General features: G+C 71.0%; 19 protein-coding genes and 1 rRNA gene. 15 read left to right on the top strand and 5 right to left on the bottom strand.

Going from position 1 to position 16,748, the window contains the following annotated elements:
- Nucleotides 1–28: 28 nt before the first annotated feature.
- From thiO to VF632_RS05460, 5 genes are read right to left on the bottom strand one after another with little or no spacing between them, the layout of a single operon-like run.
- Nucleotides 29–1,144 (bottom strand): glycine oxidase ThiO, encoded by a 1,116-nt coding sequence (thiO, locus tag VF632_RS05440; RefSeq protein WP_331021845.1) that lies wholly within the window; start codon nucleotides 1,142–1,144, stop codon nucleotides 29–31.
- Between the two features lie 5 nt (nucleotides 1,145–1,149).
- A complete protein-coding gene (locus tag VF632_RS05445; protein ID WP_331021846.1) occupies nucleotides 1,150–2,307 on the bottom strand; it encodes a M42 family metallopeptidase in 1,158 nt (385 codons plus the stop codon).
- Nucleotides 2,304–2,867 carry a gamma carbonic anhydrase family protein gene (locus VF632_RS05450; RefSeq protein WP_331021847.1) on the bottom strand — a complete coding sequence of 188 codons (564 nt, stop codon included), beginning with the start codon at nucleotides 2,865–2,867 and terminating at the stop codon, nucleotides 2,304–2,306. The genes VF632_RS05445 and VF632_RS05450 overlap by 4 nt, the downstream gene beginning before the upstream one ends.
- Nucleotides 2,867–3,898 carry a threonine ammonia-lyase gene (locus VF632_RS05455; protein ID WP_331021848.1) on the bottom strand — a complete coding sequence of 344 codons (1,032 nt, stop codon included), beginning with the start codon at nucleotides 3,896–3,898 and terminating at the stop codon, nucleotides 2,867–2,869. Before VF632_RS05455 ends, VF632_RS05450 begins: the two co-directional genes overlap by 1 nt.
- On the bottom strand, nucleotides 3,895–4,338 hold the full coding sequence (locus VF632_RS05460) for a BsuPI-related putative proteinase inhibitor (RefSeq protein WP_331021849.1): 444 nt from the start codon (nucleotides 4,336–4,338) through the stop codon (nucleotides 3,895–3,897). The genes VF632_RS05455 and VF632_RS05460 overlap by 4 nt, the downstream gene beginning before the upstream one ends.
- 246 nt (nucleotides 4,339–4,584) lie before the next feature.
- On the opposite strand from VF632_RS05460, the gene VF632_RS05465 reads away from it, so the two are divergent.
- The 15 genes from VF632_RS05465 to VF632_RS05535 all read left to right on the top strand — a co-directional run.
- Nucleotides 4,585–4,833 carry an AtpZ/AtpI family protein gene (locus VF632_RS05465; protein WP_331021850.1) on the top strand — a complete coding sequence of 83 codons (249 nt, stop codon included), beginning with the start codon at nucleotides 4,585–4,587 and terminating at the stop codon, nucleotides 4,831–4,833.
- Nucleotides 4,830–5,201: a hypothetical protein gene (locus VF632_RS05470; RefSeq protein ID WP_331021851.1), complete on the top strand. Its 372-nt coding sequence runs from the start codon at nucleotides 4,830–4,832 to the stop codon at nucleotides 5,199–5,201. The genes VF632_RS05465 and VF632_RS05470 overlap by 4 nt, the downstream gene beginning before the upstream one ends.
- Nucleotides 5,198–6,214, top strand: a complete 1,017-nt coding sequence (gene atpB, locus VF632_RS05475) for a F0F1 ATP synthase subunit A (RefSeq protein ID WP_331021852.1) — start codon at nucleotides 5,198–5,200, stop codon at nucleotides 6,212–6,214. Before VF632_RS05470 ends, atpB begins: the two co-directional genes overlap by 4 nt.
- A 246-nt stretch (nucleotides 6,215–6,460) precedes the next feature.
- Entirely contained in the window at nucleotides 6,461–6,718 is a 258-nt protein-coding gene (locus VF632_RS05480; protein ID WP_331021853.1) for an ATP synthase F0 subunit C, read from the top strand.
- A gap of 81 nt (nucleotides 6,719–6,799) precedes the next feature.
- Entirely contained in the window at nucleotides 6,800–7,372 is a 573-nt protein-coding gene (gene atpF / locus VF632_RS05485; RefSeq protein ID WP_331021854.1) for a F0F1 ATP synthase subunit B, read from the top strand.
- A gap of 3 nt (nucleotides 7,373–7,375) precedes the next feature.
- Nucleotides 7,376–7,957: an ATP synthase F1 subunit delta gene (atpH, locus tag VF632_RS05490; RefSeq protein ID WP_331021855.1), complete on the top strand. Its 582-nt coding sequence runs from the start codon at nucleotides 7,376–7,378 to the stop codon at nucleotides 7,955–7,957.
- 118 nt (nucleotides 7,958–8,075) lie between these two features.
- Nucleotides 8,076–9,773 (top strand): F0F1 ATP synthase subunit alpha, encoded by a 1,698-nt coding sequence (atpA, locus tag VF632_RS05495; RefSeq protein ID WP_331021856.1) that lies wholly within the window; start codon nucleotides 8,076–8,078, stop codon nucleotides 9,771–9,773.
- Between the two features lie 101 nt (nucleotides 9,774–9,874).
- The gene (gene atpG, locus VF632_RS05500; protein ID WP_331021857.1) at nucleotides 9,875–10,738 is read left to right on the top strand and encodes an ATP synthase F1 subunit gamma; all 864 of its coding nucleotides are present in this window, start codon (nucleotides 9,875–9,877) and stop codon (nucleotides 10,736–10,738) included.
- Nucleotides 10,739–10,772: 34 nt separating this feature from the next.
- Nucleotides 10,773–12,254, top strand: coding sequence for a F0F1 ATP synthase subunit beta (atpD, locus tag VF632_RS05505; protein ID WP_331021858.1), 1,482 nt, complete (start codon nucleotides 10,773–10,775; stop codon nucleotides 12,252–12,254).
- Nucleotides 12,254–12,544, top strand: a complete 291-nt coding sequence (locus tag VF632_RS05510) for a F0F1 ATP synthase subunit epsilon (protein ID WP_331021859.1) — start codon at nucleotides 12,254–12,256, stop codon at nucleotides 12,542–12,544. Before atpD ends, VF632_RS05510 begins: the two co-directional genes overlap by 1 nt.
- A 1,051-nt stretch (nucleotides 12,545–13,595) precedes the next feature.
- Complete coding sequence (locus VF632_RS05515; RefSeq protein ID WP_331021860.1) at nucleotides 13,596–14,192, top strand: hypothetical protein; 597 nt, start codon at nucleotides 13,596–13,598, stop codon at nucleotides 14,190–14,192.
- Between the two features lie 60 nt (nucleotides 14,193–14,252).
- The gene (locus VF632_RS05520; protein ID WP_331021861.1) at nucleotides 14,253–15,074 is read left to right on the top strand and encodes a PHP domain-containing protein; all 822 of its coding nucleotides are present in this window, start codon (nucleotides 14,253–14,255) and stop codon (nucleotides 15,072–15,074) included.
- A gap of 50 nt (nucleotides 15,075–15,124) precedes the next feature.
- The gene (locus VF632_RS05525) at nucleotides 15,125–15,688 is read left to right on the top strand and encodes a hypothetical protein (RefSeq protein ID WP_331021862.1); all 564 of its coding nucleotides are present in this window, start codon (nucleotides 15,125–15,127) and stop codon (nucleotides 15,686–15,688) included.
- Nucleotides 15,685–16,323: a hypothetical protein gene (locus VF632_RS05530; RefSeq protein WP_331021863.1), complete on the top strand. Its 639-nt coding sequence runs from the start codon at nucleotides 15,685–15,687 to the stop codon at nucleotides 16,321–16,323. The genes VF632_RS05525 and VF632_RS05530 overlap by 4 nt, the downstream gene beginning before the upstream one ends.
- Before the next feature lie 324 nt (nucleotides 16,324–16,647).
- A 23S ribosomal RNA gene (locus VF632_RS05535) occupies nucleotides 16,648–16,748 on the top strand; the annotation flags it as partial.

Consider the following 16,748-nt stretch of genomic DNA (forward strand, 5'->3'; position numbering starts at 1 on the left):
GAGGAGGCCTGGGGCCGCCAAGTCGCCGTTATTCCTCGCTGAATCTTTCGATCGCGAACGGCTCCATCTCCGCCCCCCACGGCTCCCCACACAAGAGCCCGCCCACCATCTCCCCCGTCAACGGAGCCAGGAGAATGCCGTTCCGGAAGTGGCCGGTCGCGTACACCAGGCCCGCGACCTCCGGATCCGGCCCGAGGATGGGGAACCCGTCCGGGGTGCCGGGGCGCAGGCCGGACCAGGTCTCGGCGAGCGGCGCATGCTCCAGCGCCGGGGCGATCTCCACCGCGCCGTCGATCAGCCGGCGCACGCCCCAGGGCGTCACCGCCTTGCGATACCCGGTGCTCTCCACCGTCGCCCCCGCGATCACCCGCCCCGCGGCGCGCGGGACGAGATAGCAGCGCGGCGAGTCCACCACGTGGCGGAACATGGGGGGCACCGCCTCCAGCGCCAGCAGCTGCCCGTGAACCGGCTCCACCGGGACGGGGCGGGGAAGCCCCTCCATCATCCCCGCCCAGGCGCCACCCGCGAGAACGACGGCGCCCGCGTGGATGCGCTCGCCGCCCGCCAGCTCCACCCCCGCGGCGCGATCGCCCTCCCGCAACAGGCGCACGGCCTGGGCGCCCAGCTGAAAGCGGGCGCCGGCCCGGGCCGAGGCGGCCCACAGCGCCGGACCCAGCGCGCGGTTGTCCACCTGGTGGTCGCCGGGAAAGCGAAGCGCCATCCGCACCGCGGGGGACAGGGCGGGCTCCGCCTCACGCGCCTCGTAGGCGGAGAGCCGCTCGACCGACAGACCCGCGGCGGACTGCCACCGCCAGCGCGCGCACAACTCGTCGTCATCCTCCTCCCGCAGCGCCACGAACAGCGTCCCCGCGTCCGCGTAGCTCACGTCCACGCCCGTCTCCTCGCGCAGGGCACTGGCGTAGGCCGGGTACATCTCGCGGGCACGCACCAGCAGGTCCAAAAAGGGCCCCGGCCCGTTCGCCTCGGCAAGTGGCGAGAGCATGCCCGCGGCGGCCCACGAGGCCTCCATCCCCGGCGTGGCGCGCTCCACGACGACGACGGAAAGCCCGCCGCGAGCCGCGCGGCGGGCGATGGCGCACCCGATCACTCCCCCGCCGACGATCACCACGTCGGCGGTGCGCACGTCCCTCACTCCGGCGCGGCCTCCGTCAAAAAGGCCTCGAGCAGGCGGACGGCGTGCTCCACGTCGCGTGGGTCCACGGCCTCGAACGGCGAGTGCGAGTAGCGGATGGGCGGCGCCACCAGCAGCGTCTCCATCCCCTGCCGCACCAGGTGCGCGCCGTCGGACGAGTAGTGGTAGAGCACCACGTCCTGCACGGGGATGCCGTGCGATTCCGCCACCGCGTGCATCCGGGCGATCAGCCGGCGCGAGTAGTGGACGGACGAGTCGCGGTGCACCAGCGCCGGTCCCCCGCCCAGGCGAACGGGAACGTGCTCGTCCTGCACCGTGGGGATGTCGCCGGCCAGCCCGTTGTCGATGATGAAGCCGATGTCGAACGCCCGCCCGTCGCGCGCCACGCTGCTGGCCCCGATCATCCCGATCTCTTCCTGCACGGTCAGCGCGAACGTCACGTCGAAGCGGGGCGCCCGTTCCGCCAGCCGGCGCGAAAGCTCCACCAGCACGGCCACTCCCAGCCGGTCGTCCATCGCCTTGCCCACCAGCAGCCGGCCCACCTTCTGGATCCCGGGGTCCCACACCATCCGCGTGCCGACGTGAATGCCGGCCTCGGCCACCTCGGCGGCGGTCATCCCCACGTCCACGAACAGGTCGTCCCACCCCATTGCGGTGCGTTCGCGCTGCTCGGGCGTCATCGCGTGGCCCGTGGTCGTCGCCAGGATGCCGGTGACGGGGCCGTGGTCCGCCAGCAGCTGGAAGCGCTGGCCGATGAAGTACGGAAAGGAGAAGGTGTCGCGCTCGCCCGGAAGCACGCGAAGGAAGCCGTCGGCCGTCACCGAGCGGACGATCAGCGACAGCTCGTCGGCGTGGGCGGCCAGCAGCACGCGCGGGCCGGGGCCGGGAATGCGCAGGAGCAGGTTGCCCACGGGGGTGGCCGTCACCTCGCCGCGGCCCTCCCACTCGCGGCGCACCCACGCCGTCACCGCCTCTTCCTGGCCGGTGGGCCCGGGCAGCGAGCAGAGGTCGCGCAGCAGCGCCTCCATCCGCTCCGCGCCCCCGGCTGGGTCCACCACCGGTGCCCCGGACGGACCGGCCCCAGCGGCGGCGGGCCGGGCATAGCCCCGGTTGTCGCTCGTTCGTTCCTCGTCGCGGGCCCTGAACTCGCTCATCCGCTCTCTCCCGTCTCCCCGGCCTGGTGCACCCGCCCCACGCCCGCGGCCAGGTAGCCGCGCGACAGCTCCACGTAGTGCGCGGCGCTGCTGCTCACCCACCGCAGCGACGCCCCCTCCAGCTCCTTCTTCACCACCGCCGGCGAGCCCGCCGCCATGGTGCGCGGGGGGATGGTGCCGCCCGCGGAAACCACGGCGCCCGCCGCGATCAGCGCCTCGTCGCCCACCGTGGCTCGCTGAAGCACCACGGCGTTCATCCCGATCAGCGCGCCGCGGCCTACCGTGCAGCTTTCCAGGACGGCCCCGTGGCCGATGGTGACGTCGTCGCCGATCAGCGTGGGGCCCTGCCGGCTGACGTGGAGGACCACGTTGTCCTGGACGCTGGTGCGCGCGCCCACGCGGATCTCGAACTCCGGCTCGTCGCCGCGGATCACCGCGCCGAACCACACGCTGGCCTCTTCGCCAATGGTGACGTTGCCGATCACCGTGGCGTTGGGGGCCACGAAGGCGGTCGGGTGGATGCGCGGAAAGATCCCGGCGAAGGGAAGGATGATGGCCATCAGGAGTCGTCGGAAAGGATCTCGGCCAGGCGCCGCGCGTCGAGGTTGCCGCCCGTGAGCACCAGGGCCACGGGGCCCTCCAGCCCGGGGACGGCGCCCTCCATCAGCGCGGCGGCGGCCACCGCGGCGCTTCCCTCGGCCACCAGCCCTTCTTCCACGTACAGGGCGCGGACGGCGCGGCGCACCGACGCCTCGGAGACGAGCACCAGGTCGTCGACCACCTCGCGCGCCAGGGCCAGGCTGCGCTCGTCCACGTCGCCCGAAAGCCCCTCGCAGAGAGTCGGCCCGTACGCGGGGGAGGCGAGTGACCCGGCGGCGAGCGAGGCGTGCATTCCCGTGGTCTCGTCCGTCTGCACGCCGACCACGCGGATTCCGCCGACGGCACGGGCGAAGACCCCCACGCCGCCGATCATCCCGCCGCCGCCGACCGGGACGATGATCGTCTTCACCCCGGGGAGGTCTTCGACGATCTCCAGCCCCACGGTGCCCTGTCCCGCCACCACGGCGGGGTCGCTGAACGCGTGCACGTACCAGGCGCCGGTGGCGGCCGCGTGCTCCTCGGCCGCGGCGGCCGTCTCGTCCCAGCCGCCCTCCACCTCGCGCAGGTCGGCGCCGAAGCGGGCGATGCGCCGCTTCTTGGTCTCGGGCGCGGCGGCGGGGACGAAGACGACGGGGCGGATGCCGATGAGCGACGCGGCCAGCGCCACGCCCTGCCCGTGATTGCCGGCCGAGGCGGTGACCAGCCCGCGCGCGCGCCGCGCGGGCGGGAGCGAGGCGATGGCGTTGTACGCGCCGCGCAGCTTGAATGATCCCGTCCGCTGCAGGTTCTCGAGCTTCAGGTGAACGTCCGTCCGCGCGATTCCGGACAGCCACGCCGAGCGCTCCAGCGGCGTGCGGCGCACGAACCCGCGAATCCGCCCCGCCGCAGCGAAAACGTCTGCGGCGGAGGGGAACGGGAACACGGCCCCGGAATCCGGCGCGTTGCCGTCGGCGGGGGAATGGAACGTGCGCGGGCGCGCGGCCCCGCTCACGGCAGCCGGAACTCGGCCGTGCGCTCCACCCGGTGGCTGGTGGAGGTCAGCGTGGCCACGGCGGTCAGCGGGCCGCTGGTGCCGCGGGGCGGCGTCCAGCTTTCCGAAAACGTGCGCGTCTCGCCCGCGGCCAGGGTCTCGGAGCGCAGCGCCTGCAGGAAGGTGCGGTCGGCGGACCACGTCCACAGGGTCGTGCCCCCGCCGCGCACGGCGAATTCGTACGATTGCCCGGAGCTGAACGACAGCGTCACCGGCGTGGTGCCCGCGTTGGTCACCTGCAGGGTCAGCCGCACGCTGTCCGCCCCGGGCTGCACGCTCAGCGAGGCGATCAGGGGCGACGCGGCATCCCCGGCGCCGGGGAGCGGCCCGGGAACCTCGGCGGACGGCGGGGTGCAGGCGGCCAGCGCCAGGGCAAGGGCGATCAGCAGGACGGCGGGCATCGGGGGTCGGGTACGGGACCGTGAAGGCGCGGACGGTGCGCCGGGCCGCGGGAGAACGTGCCCGGCGGCGTGCTTCCGACGGCAAAATAGACGCCACCGGACAGGGGCGTCAAGCAAGCGTTTCGAGGCGCCGGACCGCCCTTGGGAAAAATTTCACAAGCCCGGCCATTCGTGCTTGCGAAAAATTTCACAAGCTCCTATATTGGGCCCCGACGACACCCCCCGGGAGCAGCCGAAAGGGCCTGGATGCCAGCGAATCCGCGGGATGGGAAGGGTCCGGGGGCGGGCGACCTGGCGGGGGTGGGGCTGGGGTTCGCCGCGTCGGTCGCGCTCTTCCTGTTCCTGGGGATGTGGGCCGACCGCAGGCTGGACACCTCGCCCTGGCTGCTGATCCTGGGTGCGTTCATCGGCGGCGCGGCGGGCTTCTGGTCCATGTACCGGAGGCTGGTGGTGGCGCCGAAGCAGAATGACCGGGAAACGATGGATCGAAAGTGACCAGGCTGGGACTTCGCTACTCCGCCATCGCCTTCGCGCTCGCCGCCCTCGTGGCGGTGGCCGGCGTGCTGATGGCCCCGGCGTACCGCGACGGGGTGCTGGCCGGTGCCGGCATGGCGCTGCTGGTGCAGGTGGCGGTGTTCTGGGCCTTTTTCGTCTGGCTGTACCCGGGCCGTGCGTGGCACGGCTACGGGCTTGGGCTGCTGGTGCGGCTGGCGATGTTCGCCCTCGCGGCGTTCGTGATCGTCCCGGCCGCCGGGCTGCCGCTCGCGGCGACGCTGTTCTCGCTCGTTGGCGTATTCTGGCTGACGACGATCATGGAGCCGCTGTTCCTGAAGACTCGCACGTCGAACCCGACGCAAGGATGAAGCTCAACGCCGCCCTGCTCGCGCTGCTCTTCGCCGCCGCTCCCGCGGTGGCGCAGGCGGGCCATGGCACCATCGAGGGCCCGGAGGTACCGTCCGCGACGCCTCCCCAGGCCGCCGAGGCCGTCCACCAGGCGGCGACCGGCGACGGGCCGGGGCACGCCGCGGCCGAGGGGGAGCATGGGGAGACCGCCGGAGGGCACGGCGAATTCGACGCCATGCACCACGTGCAGGACGGTCGTACGCTGGACTTCCAGCCGTTCGGCGAGATCCACCTGCCCGCCGCGCACAGCTGGCAGGTGGGCCCGCTGGACATGACGCCCACGCGCCACGTGGTGTTCATGGTGCTCGCCGGCCTGATCATGCTGGCCGTGTTCATCCCGGCCGGCCGCGCCGCGGCGCGCCGGCAGGCGGGGCACGGGCACGCGAAGAAGCGGCACAACGCCATCGAGGCGGCGGCGCTGTTCATCCGGCAGGAAGTGGTGATGCCCAACATCGGGCACGGGGGCGAAAAGTTCGCGGGGTTCCTGATCACCCTGTTCTTCTTCATCCTGTTCTGCAACCTGTTGGGGCTGCTGCCGTTCGGCGCCACGGCCACGGCCAACTTCGCCGTCACCATCGGCCTGGCGCTGATCACCTTCGTGGTGGTCGAAGTCACGGGCATGATTACGCTGGGGCCCAAGGGCTACCTGCAGACCATCGTCTTCATTCCGCACGGGCTGCCCAAGGCGCTGGTGCCGGTGATGGCCGTGATCATGACGCCGGTGGAGCTGATGGGGAAGTTCGCCAAGCCGTTCGCGCTGTCGGTGCGTCTGATGGCCAACATGATGGCCGGCCACATCGTGCTGCTGTCGCTGTTCAGCATGGCGCTGATGTTCGGCGGCGCGCTGATGGCCGGGCCCTTCGTGATGGCCACCGGGCTGATGTTCCTGGAACTGTTCGTGGCGTTCCTGCAGGCCTACGTGTTCGTGGTGCTGAGCAGCGTGTTCATCGGCCTGATGCGACACGCTCACTGAGTAACGGAAGTACCAAGTACCGAGTGCCAAGTACCAAGTTGGCACTAGGCACTATGCACTAGGCACTAGAAAGCTTGGGCCCGCGTGAGAGCCTGAATCTCATGCCGGCGGGGAAGGGCTCGACCCCCGTCGTACAGTACCCGGGACCAGGGGCAGCCCGGGGAGGCGCCGACCAGGCGCCGCGGCACGCGCCGCCGAGCAGAGGCCCAGAACCGACTGATTCTCACACGTTACGGAGATACTGACATGCAGGCTGAAATCGGATCGCTCGCGAATGGCCTGATGGGCGCCGGCCTGGGTGCCGGCCTCGCCATCATCGGCGCCGGGCTGGGCATCGGCCTCATCGGCCGCGGCGCCACCGAGGGCATGGCCCGCCAGCCGGAGATCGCCGGCAACATCCAGACGGCCGGCATCATCCTGGCGGCGCTGATCGAAGGCGCCACCTTCTTTGCGCTGATCGTCTGCCTGCTGATCAACACCACGGTCGGCAACGCGCTCGGCTAAGCTGGAACGCCCGTGTGGAGGGGAGGCCCGTCCTCCCCTCCCGCCTTGCATTTCGACAGACTGAAACGCTTCGCAGACGCCATGACTCTCAAGCCGTGGGCCCTCGCCGGCCTTGCACTGCTCCAGGCGACCCCGCTGTACGCCGCCGAGGGCGGCGGACCGCTGGACATCAACGTCGCACTGATCATCTGGACCTTCCTGATCTTCGGGATCGTCCTGGCCGTGCTGTCGCGCACCGCGTGGCCCACCATCCTGGGCGCGGTGGAGCAGCGCGAGACCCACATCCGCGAGCTGCTGGAAGGCGCCGAGCGCGACCGCGCCGCCGCCGCCGCCGCCGCCGAGGAGAACCGGCGTCTGCTGGAGGAAACGCGCGCCAAGGCCCACGAGGCCATCAACGAGGCCCGCCTGCAGGGCGAGGCCATGCGCGCCGAGGTGCTGGCCACCTCGCGCCGCGAGCAGCAGGAGATGATGGAGCGCGCCCGCCGCGACATCGCCGCCGAGCGCGAGGGCGCGCTGGAGTCGGTGCGCCGCGAGGCCGTGGCCCTGGCCATCCGCGCCGCCGAAAAGCTGGTGCGCCGCTCGCTGGACGCCGAGGACAACCGCCGCCTGGTGCGCGAGTACCTGGCCGGCGTGGGCGCCCGCGCGGAGGCCTGAGCCGTGCGCTCCGAGCTGATCGCCCGCAACTACGCCGAAACGCTGCTGGACCTGGCCGACCGCAACGGCGGCCCGGCCGCCATGGACCAGTTCGCGGCGGCGCTCGACGAGGTGGCCGGGCTGGTGCAGTCGGACCCGCGCGTGCGCCAGTTCCTGGAAACGCCCCGCGTGCCGGCCGCCGAAAAGAAGCGGGCGCTGCGCGCCGCGCTGGCCGGCCGCGCCCCCGAGCTGTTCCTGCGCTTCGTGAGCGTGCTGGTCGACAAGCGGCGCCAGACGCTGCTGCCGGAGATCGCCGAGGCCTTCCGCGGCCTTGTGGACGAGCGCATGGGCCGGGTGCGGGTGCAGGTGGCCATCAGCCACTTTCCCGACGAGGCCCTGCAGGCCGAGATCGGCAACGCGCTCGCGCTTCGCCTGGGCCGCACGGTGATCCCCACCTTCACGGTGGATCCCGAGCTGCTGGGCGGCATGGTGGTGCAGGTGGGTGACGAGATCCTGGATGGCTCGGTACGGTCCAGCGCCGCGCGGCTGCGCCGGGCGATGATGGCGGCCCAGCTGCCGCCCAGCGCGGCGCCGGCCGCCGTCTGACGGGCGCCCACGCGGCGAACGGACGGACGGGTTCGGGTTACAGGACGCAACAAGAAACGACTGAAGGACTTAACGGCCGCTCCGGCTTACGCCGGACCGCTCAACGAGGATAGCAACGATGGCGACGGTCGAATCCCAGCTTCGCGCAAGCGAGATCAAGAACGTGCTGCTCGGCGAAATCGAGCAGTACGAGGACGCGCTCCAGGCGGAGCAGGTGGGCTCGGTGCTCGAGGTGAAGGACGGCATCGCGCGCGTCTACGGCCTGATGGGCACCATGGCCAGCGAGATGCTCGAGATCACCAGCTCGGAGTCGGGCGAATCGGTGACCGCGCTGGCGCTGAACCTGGAAGAAGACAACATCGGCGCGGTGATCCTGGGCGACTGGACGCAGCTTCACGAGGGCGACCAGGCACGCCGCACGGGCCGCGTGCTCGACATCCCCGTGGGCCCCGAGTTCCTGGGCCGCGTGGTGAACCCGCTGGGCGAGCCGATCGACGGCAAGGGCCCCATCAAGGGCGTCACCCGCCGCCAGGTGGACATCGTGGCCCCCGGCATCGTGCTGCGGAAGCCGGTGGGCGAGCCCATGCAGACGGGCGTCAAGGCCATCGACGCGCTGATCCCCATCGGGCGCGGCCAGCGCGAGCTGATCATCGGCGACCGCGGCACGGGCAAGACGGCCATCGCCATCGACACCATCATCAACCAGAAGGGCCAGGGCGTCGTCTGCGTGTACGTCGCCATCGGCCAGAAGGCCTCGACGGTGGCGGGCGTGGTCAGCCGCCTGTCGAACGCCGGCGCCATGGAGTACACCATCGTGGTGGCGGCCACGGCGTCGGACCCGGCGCCCATGCAGTACATCGCGCCGTACGCCGGCACCGCGCTGGCCGAGTACTTCATGTACACCAAGAACGAAGAGGGCAAGGGCATGCCCACCCTCTGCGTGTACGACGACCTTTCCAAGCAGGCCGTGGCGTACCGGCAGATGTCGCTGGTGCTGCGCCGCCCCCCGGGGCGCGAGGCGTACCCGGGCGACGTGTTCTACCTGCACAGCCGCCTGCTGGAGCGCGCGGCCAAGCTGAGCGACGCCGAGGGCGGTGGCTCGCTGACCGCGCTGCCCATCATCGAGACGCAGGCCGGCGACGTGTCGGCGTACATTCCGACCAACGTGATCTCGATCACGGACGGCCAGATCTTCCTGGAAAGCAACCTGTTCTACTCGGGCGTGCGCCCGGCGGTGAACGTGGGCATCTCGGTGTCGCGCGTGGGCGGCGCGGCGCAGATCAAGGCCATGAAGAAGGTGGCCGGCAAGCTCAAGGGCGAGCTGGCGCAGTACCGTGAGCTCGAGGCGTTCGCCGCCTTCGGCTCGGAGCTCGACGCGGTGACGCAGCGCCAGCTGGCGCGCGGCGCCCGCTCGGTCGAGGTGCTCAAGCAGGGCCAGTACCAGCCGATGCCGGTGGAGAACCAGGTCGCCATCATCTACGCGCTGACCAACGGCTACCTCGACAACGTCGACCTGCCGCAGGTGAAGGCGTGGGAGCGCGACTTCCACGTGTACCTGCGCACGCAGCACCCGCAGATCCTGGACGGCATCCGCACGGCGCGCGAGCTGACCGCGGACGGCGAGACGGCGCTGAAGGCGGCGCTGGAGCGCTACGCCGAGCTGTTCGCCGACCCGCACTCGCCGGTGGGCACCGACAACTACGCCGACAGCGCCATCCTCACGGAAACGGACGCCGACCGGCACATGTCGGAAGAGCAGCTGCGCATGGCGTCGCGCCCCGAGGCGAACGCCGTTTCGGCCCGGCAGTCGTACTGAGGAACGGCAGTACCAGGTACCCAGTGCCAGGTGCCCAGGGGCTTCGGTCCGGACACCTGGCACTGGGCACGAGGCACGAGGTACTCTTTCACCGCTGAAACATGGCCAAGGCCAGAGAACTGAAGGGCCGGATCCGCTCGGTCCAGAACACGCGCAAGATCACGCGGACGATGGAGATGGTTTCCACGTCCAAGCTGAAGCGCGCGCAGGACCGCGTCGAGGCGGCGCGGCCCTACGCCGAGCGGCTGGCGGGGGTCATCGGCCGGCTGCTGACGCCGGAGCTGGCGGCCCGCTACCCCCTGCTGCGCCAGCCGGAGCGGGTGCGGCGCGCCGCCGTGCTGCTGCTGACGAGCAACCGCGGCCTGGCGGGCGCCTTCAACGCCAACCTGATCCGCGAAACCCGCGGCCTGCTGGCGCGCCTTCGCTCCGAGGGTGCCGAGGTCGAGCTTCACGCGGCGGGGAAGAAGGGCATCGGCTTCTTCCGCTACCAGGGCGAAACCCTGCGCACGGCGGCGGCCGACATCAGCGACCGCCCGGGCGCCGCCGACGCGCAGCGGCTGGTGGACGGGCTGATGGAGCAGTTCATCGCCGGCGAGCTGGACGCGGTGTACGTGGTGTACGCCAAGTTCAACTCGGCGCTCAGCACGCCGCCCACCACCATGCAGCTTCTGCCGGTGGCGCCGCCGGAGGGCGGGCAGGGCGGCGACGCCGACTACATCCTGGAGCCCTCGGGCGACGAGATCCTGGGGCGCATCCTGCCGCTGTACGTGCGCAACAGCGTGTACCGCGCGCTGGTGGAAACGGCCGCCGCCGAGCACGGCGCGCGCCGCACGGCCATGAAGAACGCCACCGACAACGCGGGCGACATCCTGGAAACGCTCACGCGGACGTACAACCGCGTGCGGCAGGCGGCCATCACGCAGGAAATCGCCGAGATCGTCGGCGGTGCGGCGGCGCTGGAATAACACGCGAGATCCCACGAGCGAGGAGAAAGCATACATGGCAGCGATTGCCCCCGAGCGGGCCACAGTGCCCGCGCCCACCCAGCAGGTGGGCCGCGTGGTCCAGGTCATCGGCCCCGTCATCGACGCCGAGTTCTCGGGCCACCTTCCCGAGATCTACAACGCCCTGGTGGTCCGCGCCCCGGCGGCGGACGGCCGCGCCGCGGTGAACATCACCCTCGAGGTGCAGCAGCACATCGGGCGCAACCAGGTGCGCGCCGTGGCCATGGAAGCCACGGACGGCGTCGTCCGCGGCATGGACGTGGTCGACACCGGGGGCAGCATCAGCATCCCCGTGGGCACCAACGCCCTGGGCCGCATCATGAACGTGCTGGGCGAGCCTGTGGACGAGCGCGGCGAGATCCCGGCCTCGGCCGAGCGCTGGCCCATCCACCGCAACGCCCCGCTGTTCGTGAACCTCGAGGCCAAGACCGAGGTGCTTGAAACGGGCATCAAGGTGGTGGACCTGCTCACCCCGTACGTGAAGGGCGGCAAGATCGGCCTCTTCGGCGGCGCCGGCGTGGGCAAGACGGTGGTCATCCAGGAGCTCATCCACAACATCGCCATGGGGCACGGCGGCCGCTCGGTGTTCGCCGGCGTGGGCGAGCGCACCCGCGAGGGCACCGACCTGTGGCTGGAGTTCCGCGAGGCGGAGCTGATCAAGGACGACAACCTGGCCGAGAGCTCGGTGGCCCTCGTCTACGGGCAGATGAACGAGCCGCCGGGCGCGCGCCTTCGCGTGGCCCTGGCCGGGCTGACGGTGGCGGAGTACTTCCGCGACATGGAAAAGCAGGACGTGCTCTTCTTCGTTGACAACATCTTCCGCTTCACCCAGGCGGGCTCCGAGGTGTCGGCGCTGCTGGGCCGCATGCCCTCGGCCGTGGGCTACCAGCCCACGCTGGCCACGGAGATGGGCGGCCTGCAGGAGCGCATCACCTCCACGCGCGACGGCTCCATCACCTCGGTGCAGGCCATCTACGTGCCCGCCGACGACCTGACGGACCCGGCGCCCGCGACGGCGTTCGCGCACCTCGACGCCACGACGGTGCTCAGCCGCGCGCTCACGGAAATCGGCATCTACCCCGCGGTGGACCCGCTCGACTCCACGTCGCGCATCGTGGACCCGCAGTACATCGGGCAGCGGCACTACGCCGTGGCGACGAGCGTGCAGCGGATCCTTCAGCGCTACAAGGAGCTGCAGGAGATCATCGCCATCCTGGGCATGGACGAGCTGTCGGAAGAGGACAAGGTCACGGTGGGCCGCGCCCGCCGCATCCAGCGCTTCCTTTCGCAGCCCTTCCACGTGGCCGAGCAGTTCACGGGCACGCCGGGCGCGTACGTGAAGCTGGAAGACACCATCGAGTCGTTCGAGCGCGTGGTGAACGGCGAGTTCGACCACCTTCCCGAGCAGGCCTTCTACATGGTGGGCGGCATCGAGGGCGTGATCGAAAAGGCCCGCAAGCTCGAGGCGGGCGGCTGATGGCGGCCCCCGCGGCGGCTGCGGGCACGGGCGCGGGGGCGCTGCGCGTCACCGTGCTCTCGCCCGAGCAGACGGTGTTCCAGGGCACGGCCGACTCGGTGGTGGCGCCGGCCTTCAACGGCAAGCTGGGCATCCTGCGCGGCCACGCCCCGCTGATGGCGCTGCTGGGTGAGGGCGAGCTGCGCGTGACCACCGGCGGGGACGAGCGCCGGTTCATGGTGGCTGGCGGATTCCTGCAGGTGGCCGACGACGAGGTGACGGTCCTCAGTGAGCGCGCGACGCCCGCCTGAGATCGTCGATCAGGATGGATGAAGCCGGCCTCCGCTGCTTTTGGGCAGCGGGGGCCGGCTTCGTTGGAGGGTGCCCCTCCCTCGGCCCCTCCCCGCACGGTACTGCTGTGCGGAGAGGGGAGAGGTCGGACGCATCTCGATCAGGCCCGGTGCGGTCCAGGGCGCCCCCCATCCCCAGCCCTTCCCCCGCAAACTGCGCGGGGGAAGGGAGCCAGTCCGGCGCACGGTTCCAGCCCACGCTCGCAAGCCTGTCATCCTGAGGCCCAGGCGCGTGGCACTGGCCCGCAGTATCGACTTCGCGGGCCGAAGGATCTAGCCGCGGATGCGTATCAGCCTGGGCGCGGCAGCGGTCACCGTATCCGAGGCCTCGGCTGCCGTGGGGCCCTCACCCGTCCTCGCTTAGGCTCGTCCACCCTCTCCCACAAACAGCGTGGGAGAAGGGGGTACACTGCAGGCTTGAGCGTGCTTCCGATGGCCGGGTGCGGGCCCGGGTAGCGGTCGTGGCGTCTCGACAGGCGGCCGTGCATGCCTTGGCTGCCCTCTCCCCCGGCCCCTCTCCCGCAAGCGGGAGAGGGGAGAATTCGATCGCGCGCGGGAAGGTACGGCGCTGTCCCCGCGTCGGGTTCACCCGCTCCTGGGAGGCCTCGGCTTTCGTGACCGCTGCCGCGCCCTGGCTTGTACGTGGCCGCGGCTAGATCCTTCGGCCCGCGAGGCACGATGTACGGGCAGGTACGGCGCGCCTGGGCCTCAGGATGACAGGTCCTGGTGCACCAAGGGCTTGGATGTGCATCCGCACTGGGGTGTACCCCCTCGCCCACGCTGTTTGTGGGAGAGGGTGGCACGCGTGTCAGCGCGGCCGGGTGAGGGCCCCCGCGGAGCCGAGGCCGCGCACCATCCTTTCGGCCCGCCCTCGCGCGCCAGAAAGACGCACTGAAGCCCCATATGGTCCGGAACTTGAACCCCGCCCGGGAACTCGCGACGCCCGCTGGCCTACACAACCGGCGGGCATCGTAGTGTTGTCCATACAGACCAAAAAACCAGAGCTCAACCGATGAAGCACAAGCTGATTGCCGCCTCCCTCGCCCTGAGCGCCGTGTTCGCCGCCGAGGCAGAGGCGCAGGTGTTCACGCCTACCTTCCTTTCGCACGTCCCGTCCAACGACTTCGGCGCGTACGTGAGCGACTGGGGTGGCGGGCTGGGCGTGGAGGGGATCTGGCGCCGCCAGTCGCGCGGCGGGTCCAACGTGGGCCTTCACGCGGGGTACGTGGACTCCGGCGACGGCTCGCTCACCGTGGGCCTGGACATGCGCAATCCCGTGGTGCTGGCGGGTGCGCCCATCGGCCTGGCGTTCACCGTCGGTGGGCAGGCGGTCGTGGGAGACGCAACCTACATCGGCGGGCAGGTGGGCTTCACCGCGGGCCAGGCGCTGCCCGTGCCCGGCATGACCATCACCCCCTACATTCACCCCCGTCTCGCCATCGCCAACGGCTTCGTCGACGATGACTCCCCCGGCGAGAACGACTTCAACATCGACGTGCTGGCCGACGTGGGGCTGGACCTGGACTTCGCCTCGGGCGTGTCGCTGCGCCTCGGCGCCAACCTGGGCGACGGCGCCAACTGGGGCCTGGGTGTGGCCTTCCGTCGGTAGCACTCGCGTCCGTTATCGCGCGCCGTCCGCCGGACGGCGCGCTTCCCACATCTGGAACTCATGAAGCGCGCAGACCTTCACATCCACACCCGCGCCTCCGACGGTGAGCTGTCCCCCGCCGAGGTGGTGAACGCGGCCGTCGCCGCGCGGCTGGACGTCATCGCGATCACCGACCACGACACCATCGGCGGCTTGGCCGAGGCGCTGGAGGCGGCGCGGGGCGGGCCCGTTCGCGTGGTGACGGGTGTGGAGGTGAGCAGCCGCCAGGGCGAGGACGAAATCCACATCCTGGGCTACCACGTGGCACCCGACGCCGCGCCCCTCCTGGCCCACGAGCATGGCGCGCTGGGCCGCAGGCAGGAGCGCGCCCGCGAGATGGTGCGCCGGCTGCAGGGGATGGGGGTCACGGTGGATTACGAGGACGTGATGCGCGCCGCCGGGACGGATGCGCGCGCCATCGGGCGGCCGCACGTGGCGCGCGCGCTGGTGGCACGCGGCGCGGTAAGGTCCATGCACGAGGCGTTCGACCGCTACCTGGGGGATGCGGGATCGGCGTTCGTGATGACGCTGCTGCCGCCCGTCCGCGACGCCATCGAGATGATCCGCGCCTCCGGGGGATACGCCGTCTGGGCGCACCCCGACCCGGTGATCTTCGAGCGCGAAATCCACAACTTCGCGGAGTACGGCCTGGCGGGCATCGAGTGCTTCCGCCCCAACACGCCGGCCAACGATGCCAAGCGCTACCGCGCCGTGGCGCGTGAGCTGGGGCTGTGGGCCACGGGCGGGTCCGACTGGCACGGGCCGCACCGCAACCGCCTGGGCGACTTCTACATCGACGCCGAAGAGGTCCGCGGATTGCTGGACGCCGTTCCGCACGATTGATCCTCACCGGCGGCCCGTCCAGGCCGCCGAACCCCGGCCCGCGCAGCGCCGTGCCCGATCCACGCCCGTCCCGAGGCATCCGCGACCCGGGAGTAATCCCCGGCCTCGTCGTGCTGGCCGTCCTCACCATCCTCACGGTCCACCTCTACAGCGGAAAGCCGCAGTCCGCCGCCGAGGTTGGGGGGCGCGCCTGGGTGGCCCTCGCGCCCGACGCCTACACGCCGCGCATCTCCCGCGCGCGGGAGCGGGTGAAGGCCGCGCTGGACGCCGCCGCGGCGGGGGATACCGCAGCCGCCATCGCCCGCTACGCCGAAGCCGAGGAGGAAGCGCTGGAGGCGCGCAACCGCGCGGCGGACGACACGGCGCGCGTGGCCGAGGCGACGGAGTTCTGGGCGGGGATCGCGCTGGACCGCGCGGGGCTGATGCTGGCGGGTGGCGCCACACCCTGGTACCGGGGAGACAACGACCAGATGCTCACGGACGCGCTCGCCATCGCCCAGCGCGTCCGCGCGGCCCCGGTGTCGCCCCCCACCCGACAGCGTGCGGACGAGCTGAACGCGCGGATCGAGCGGCAATTGCGCACGGGTCCCCTGGAATGGCTCCCCCGCCGATGACGATCGCACAGCGCGCGGTCGCCGCGTCCCTCGCTTTTCTCGCCTCCGCGGCGCTGGCAGGGGTCGCCCTCGTCCCCGAGGGGGTGGAGTACCGCGCCTTCGGGATGGTGGAAGGCGTGTTCGCGCTCCTGCTCTCGTACCTCCTCGTCTTCCGTCGCGGCTGGCACGCGCCGGAGGACGCCGTGGGGTGGATCGCCGTGGTGTACGGAACGCTGGCGAGCGCCCAGGTGCTGGAGCTGCTCCTTCCGCCGCCGGGGATGATCGAGTGGATGGTGGTCGCGGGCGTGGCGGTGACGGCGTGGGGTGCGTTCTCTGGCGGCTCGCGTCGGAGGCTCGTCTTTACCCTCGCCAGCCTGGCCCTGCTGCTGGCGGTGTTGAAGTTCTCGGTGATCCCCGTCCTTTGGGGCCGCCTCGGTCCGCAGCCGGGGACGGCCTTCGGCCTGGGCGACGCGGCAGAGGGCGTGCGCCGCGTCTTCGCCGACTACCGGCCCCTGCGGCCCATTGGGCAATTCGTGGGATTTGTCGCCATCGCCTGCTGGGCGGCGGGCACCCGGCTTCTCTGGCCCGATGACGAAGTTGACGATGCGGAGGACCGAACCATCGTTCGAGAAGAGATCAAGCTCCTGAAATCGTAACCCGTTGACAGGAGCGGCTTTGGCGATTATACTCGGAGCCCTTCGCGGACGGCACCGGCAACGGCGCTGGGGAGACGGGAACGAAAGTCGGGCGACCGACCCCGTTGACAACCGCGACCAAAGCGTGTAAGTTAGATGGCTCGCGGCGAAAAAAGGCCGCGCACGAATTTTTGAAAACTTGGGTAGTGGGTTGGGTAGCGAAGCCGAGCGGATCGTGAAGATCTTGCTCGAAGCGAAGCTCGAGAGCACCAAGCAAGTGTGTTGGTTCGGTGGACCGGATGAGTCCCTCCCCGTTTAGGCGCGGGTGGGGATACAAGCATATCCGGTCAAGCGAAAGTAGGGCGCACGGTGGATGCCTTGGCACGGACAGGCGAAGAAGGGCGCGATAAGCTGCGATAAGCGTCGGGGAGCTGCACGTAAGCGTT

The sequence above is a fragment of the Longimicrobium sp. genome (genome assembly GCF_036388275.1).
Taxonomy (GTDB): Bacteria; Gemmatimonadota; Gemmatimonadetes; order Longimicrobiales; family Longimicrobiaceae; genus Longimicrobium.

What these genes read in the sequence shown, in the direction of transcription:
- VF632_RS05445 (WP_331021846.1), bottom strand. Translation starts at nt 2,307, where the DNA reads ATGAGCGAGTTCAGGGCCCGCGACGAGGAACGAACGAGCGACAACCGG.
- VF632_RS05450 (WP_331021847.1), bottom strand. Translation starts at nt 2,867, where the DNA reads ATGGCCATCATCCTTCCCTTCGCCGGGATCTTTCCGCGCATCCACCCG.
- VF632_RS05460 (WP_331021849.1), bottom strand. Translation starts at nt 4,338, where the DNA reads ATGCCCGCCGTCCTGCTGATCGCCCTTGCCCTGGCGCTGGCCGCCTGC.
- VF632_RS05465 (WP_331021850.1), top strand. Translation starts at nt 4,585, where the DNA reads ATGCCAGCGAATCCGCGGGATGGGAAGGGTCCGGGGGCGGGCGACCTG.
- atpB (WP_331021852.1), top strand. Translation starts at nt 5,198, where the DNA reads ATGAAGCTCAACGCCGCCCTGCTCGCGCTGCTCTTCGCCGCCGCTCCC.
- VF632_RS05480 (WP_331021853.1), top strand. Translation starts at nt 6,461, where the DNA reads ATGCAGGCTGAAATCGGATCGCTCGCGAATGGCCTGATGGGCGCCGGC.
- atpF (WP_331021854.1), top strand. Translation starts at nt 6,800, where the DNA reads ATGACTCTCAAGCCGTGGGCCCTCGCCGGCCTTGCACTGCTCCAGGCG.
- atpA (WP_331021856.1), top strand. Translation starts at nt 8,076, where the DNA reads ATGGCGACGGTCGAATCCCAGCTTCGCGCAAGCGAGATCAAGAACGTG.
- atpG (WP_331021857.1), top strand. Translation starts at nt 9,875, where the DNA reads ATGGCCAAGGCCAGAGAACTGAAGGGCCGGATCCGCTCGGTCCAGAAC.
- atpD (WP_331021858.1), top strand. Translation starts at nt 10,773, where the DNA reads ATGGCAGCGATTGCCCCCGAGCGGGCCACAGTGCCCGCGCCCACCCAG.
- VF632_RS05510 (WP_331021859.1), top strand. Translation starts at nt 12,254, where the DNA reads ATGGCGGCCCCCGCGGCGGCTGCGGGCACGGGCGCGGGGGCGCTGCGC.
- VF632_RS05515 (WP_331021860.1), top strand. Translation starts at nt 13,596, where the DNA reads ATGAAGCACAAGCTGATTGCCGCCTCCCTCGCCCTGAGCGCCGTGTTC.
- VF632_RS05520 (WP_331021861.1), top strand. Translation starts at nt 14,253, where the DNA reads ATGAAGCGCGCAGACCTTCACATCCACACCCGCGCCTCCGACGGTGAG.
- VF632_RS05530 (WP_331021863.1), top strand. Translation starts at nt 15,685, where the DNA reads ATGACGATCGCACAGCGCGCGGTCGCCGCGTCCCTCGCTTTTCTCGCC.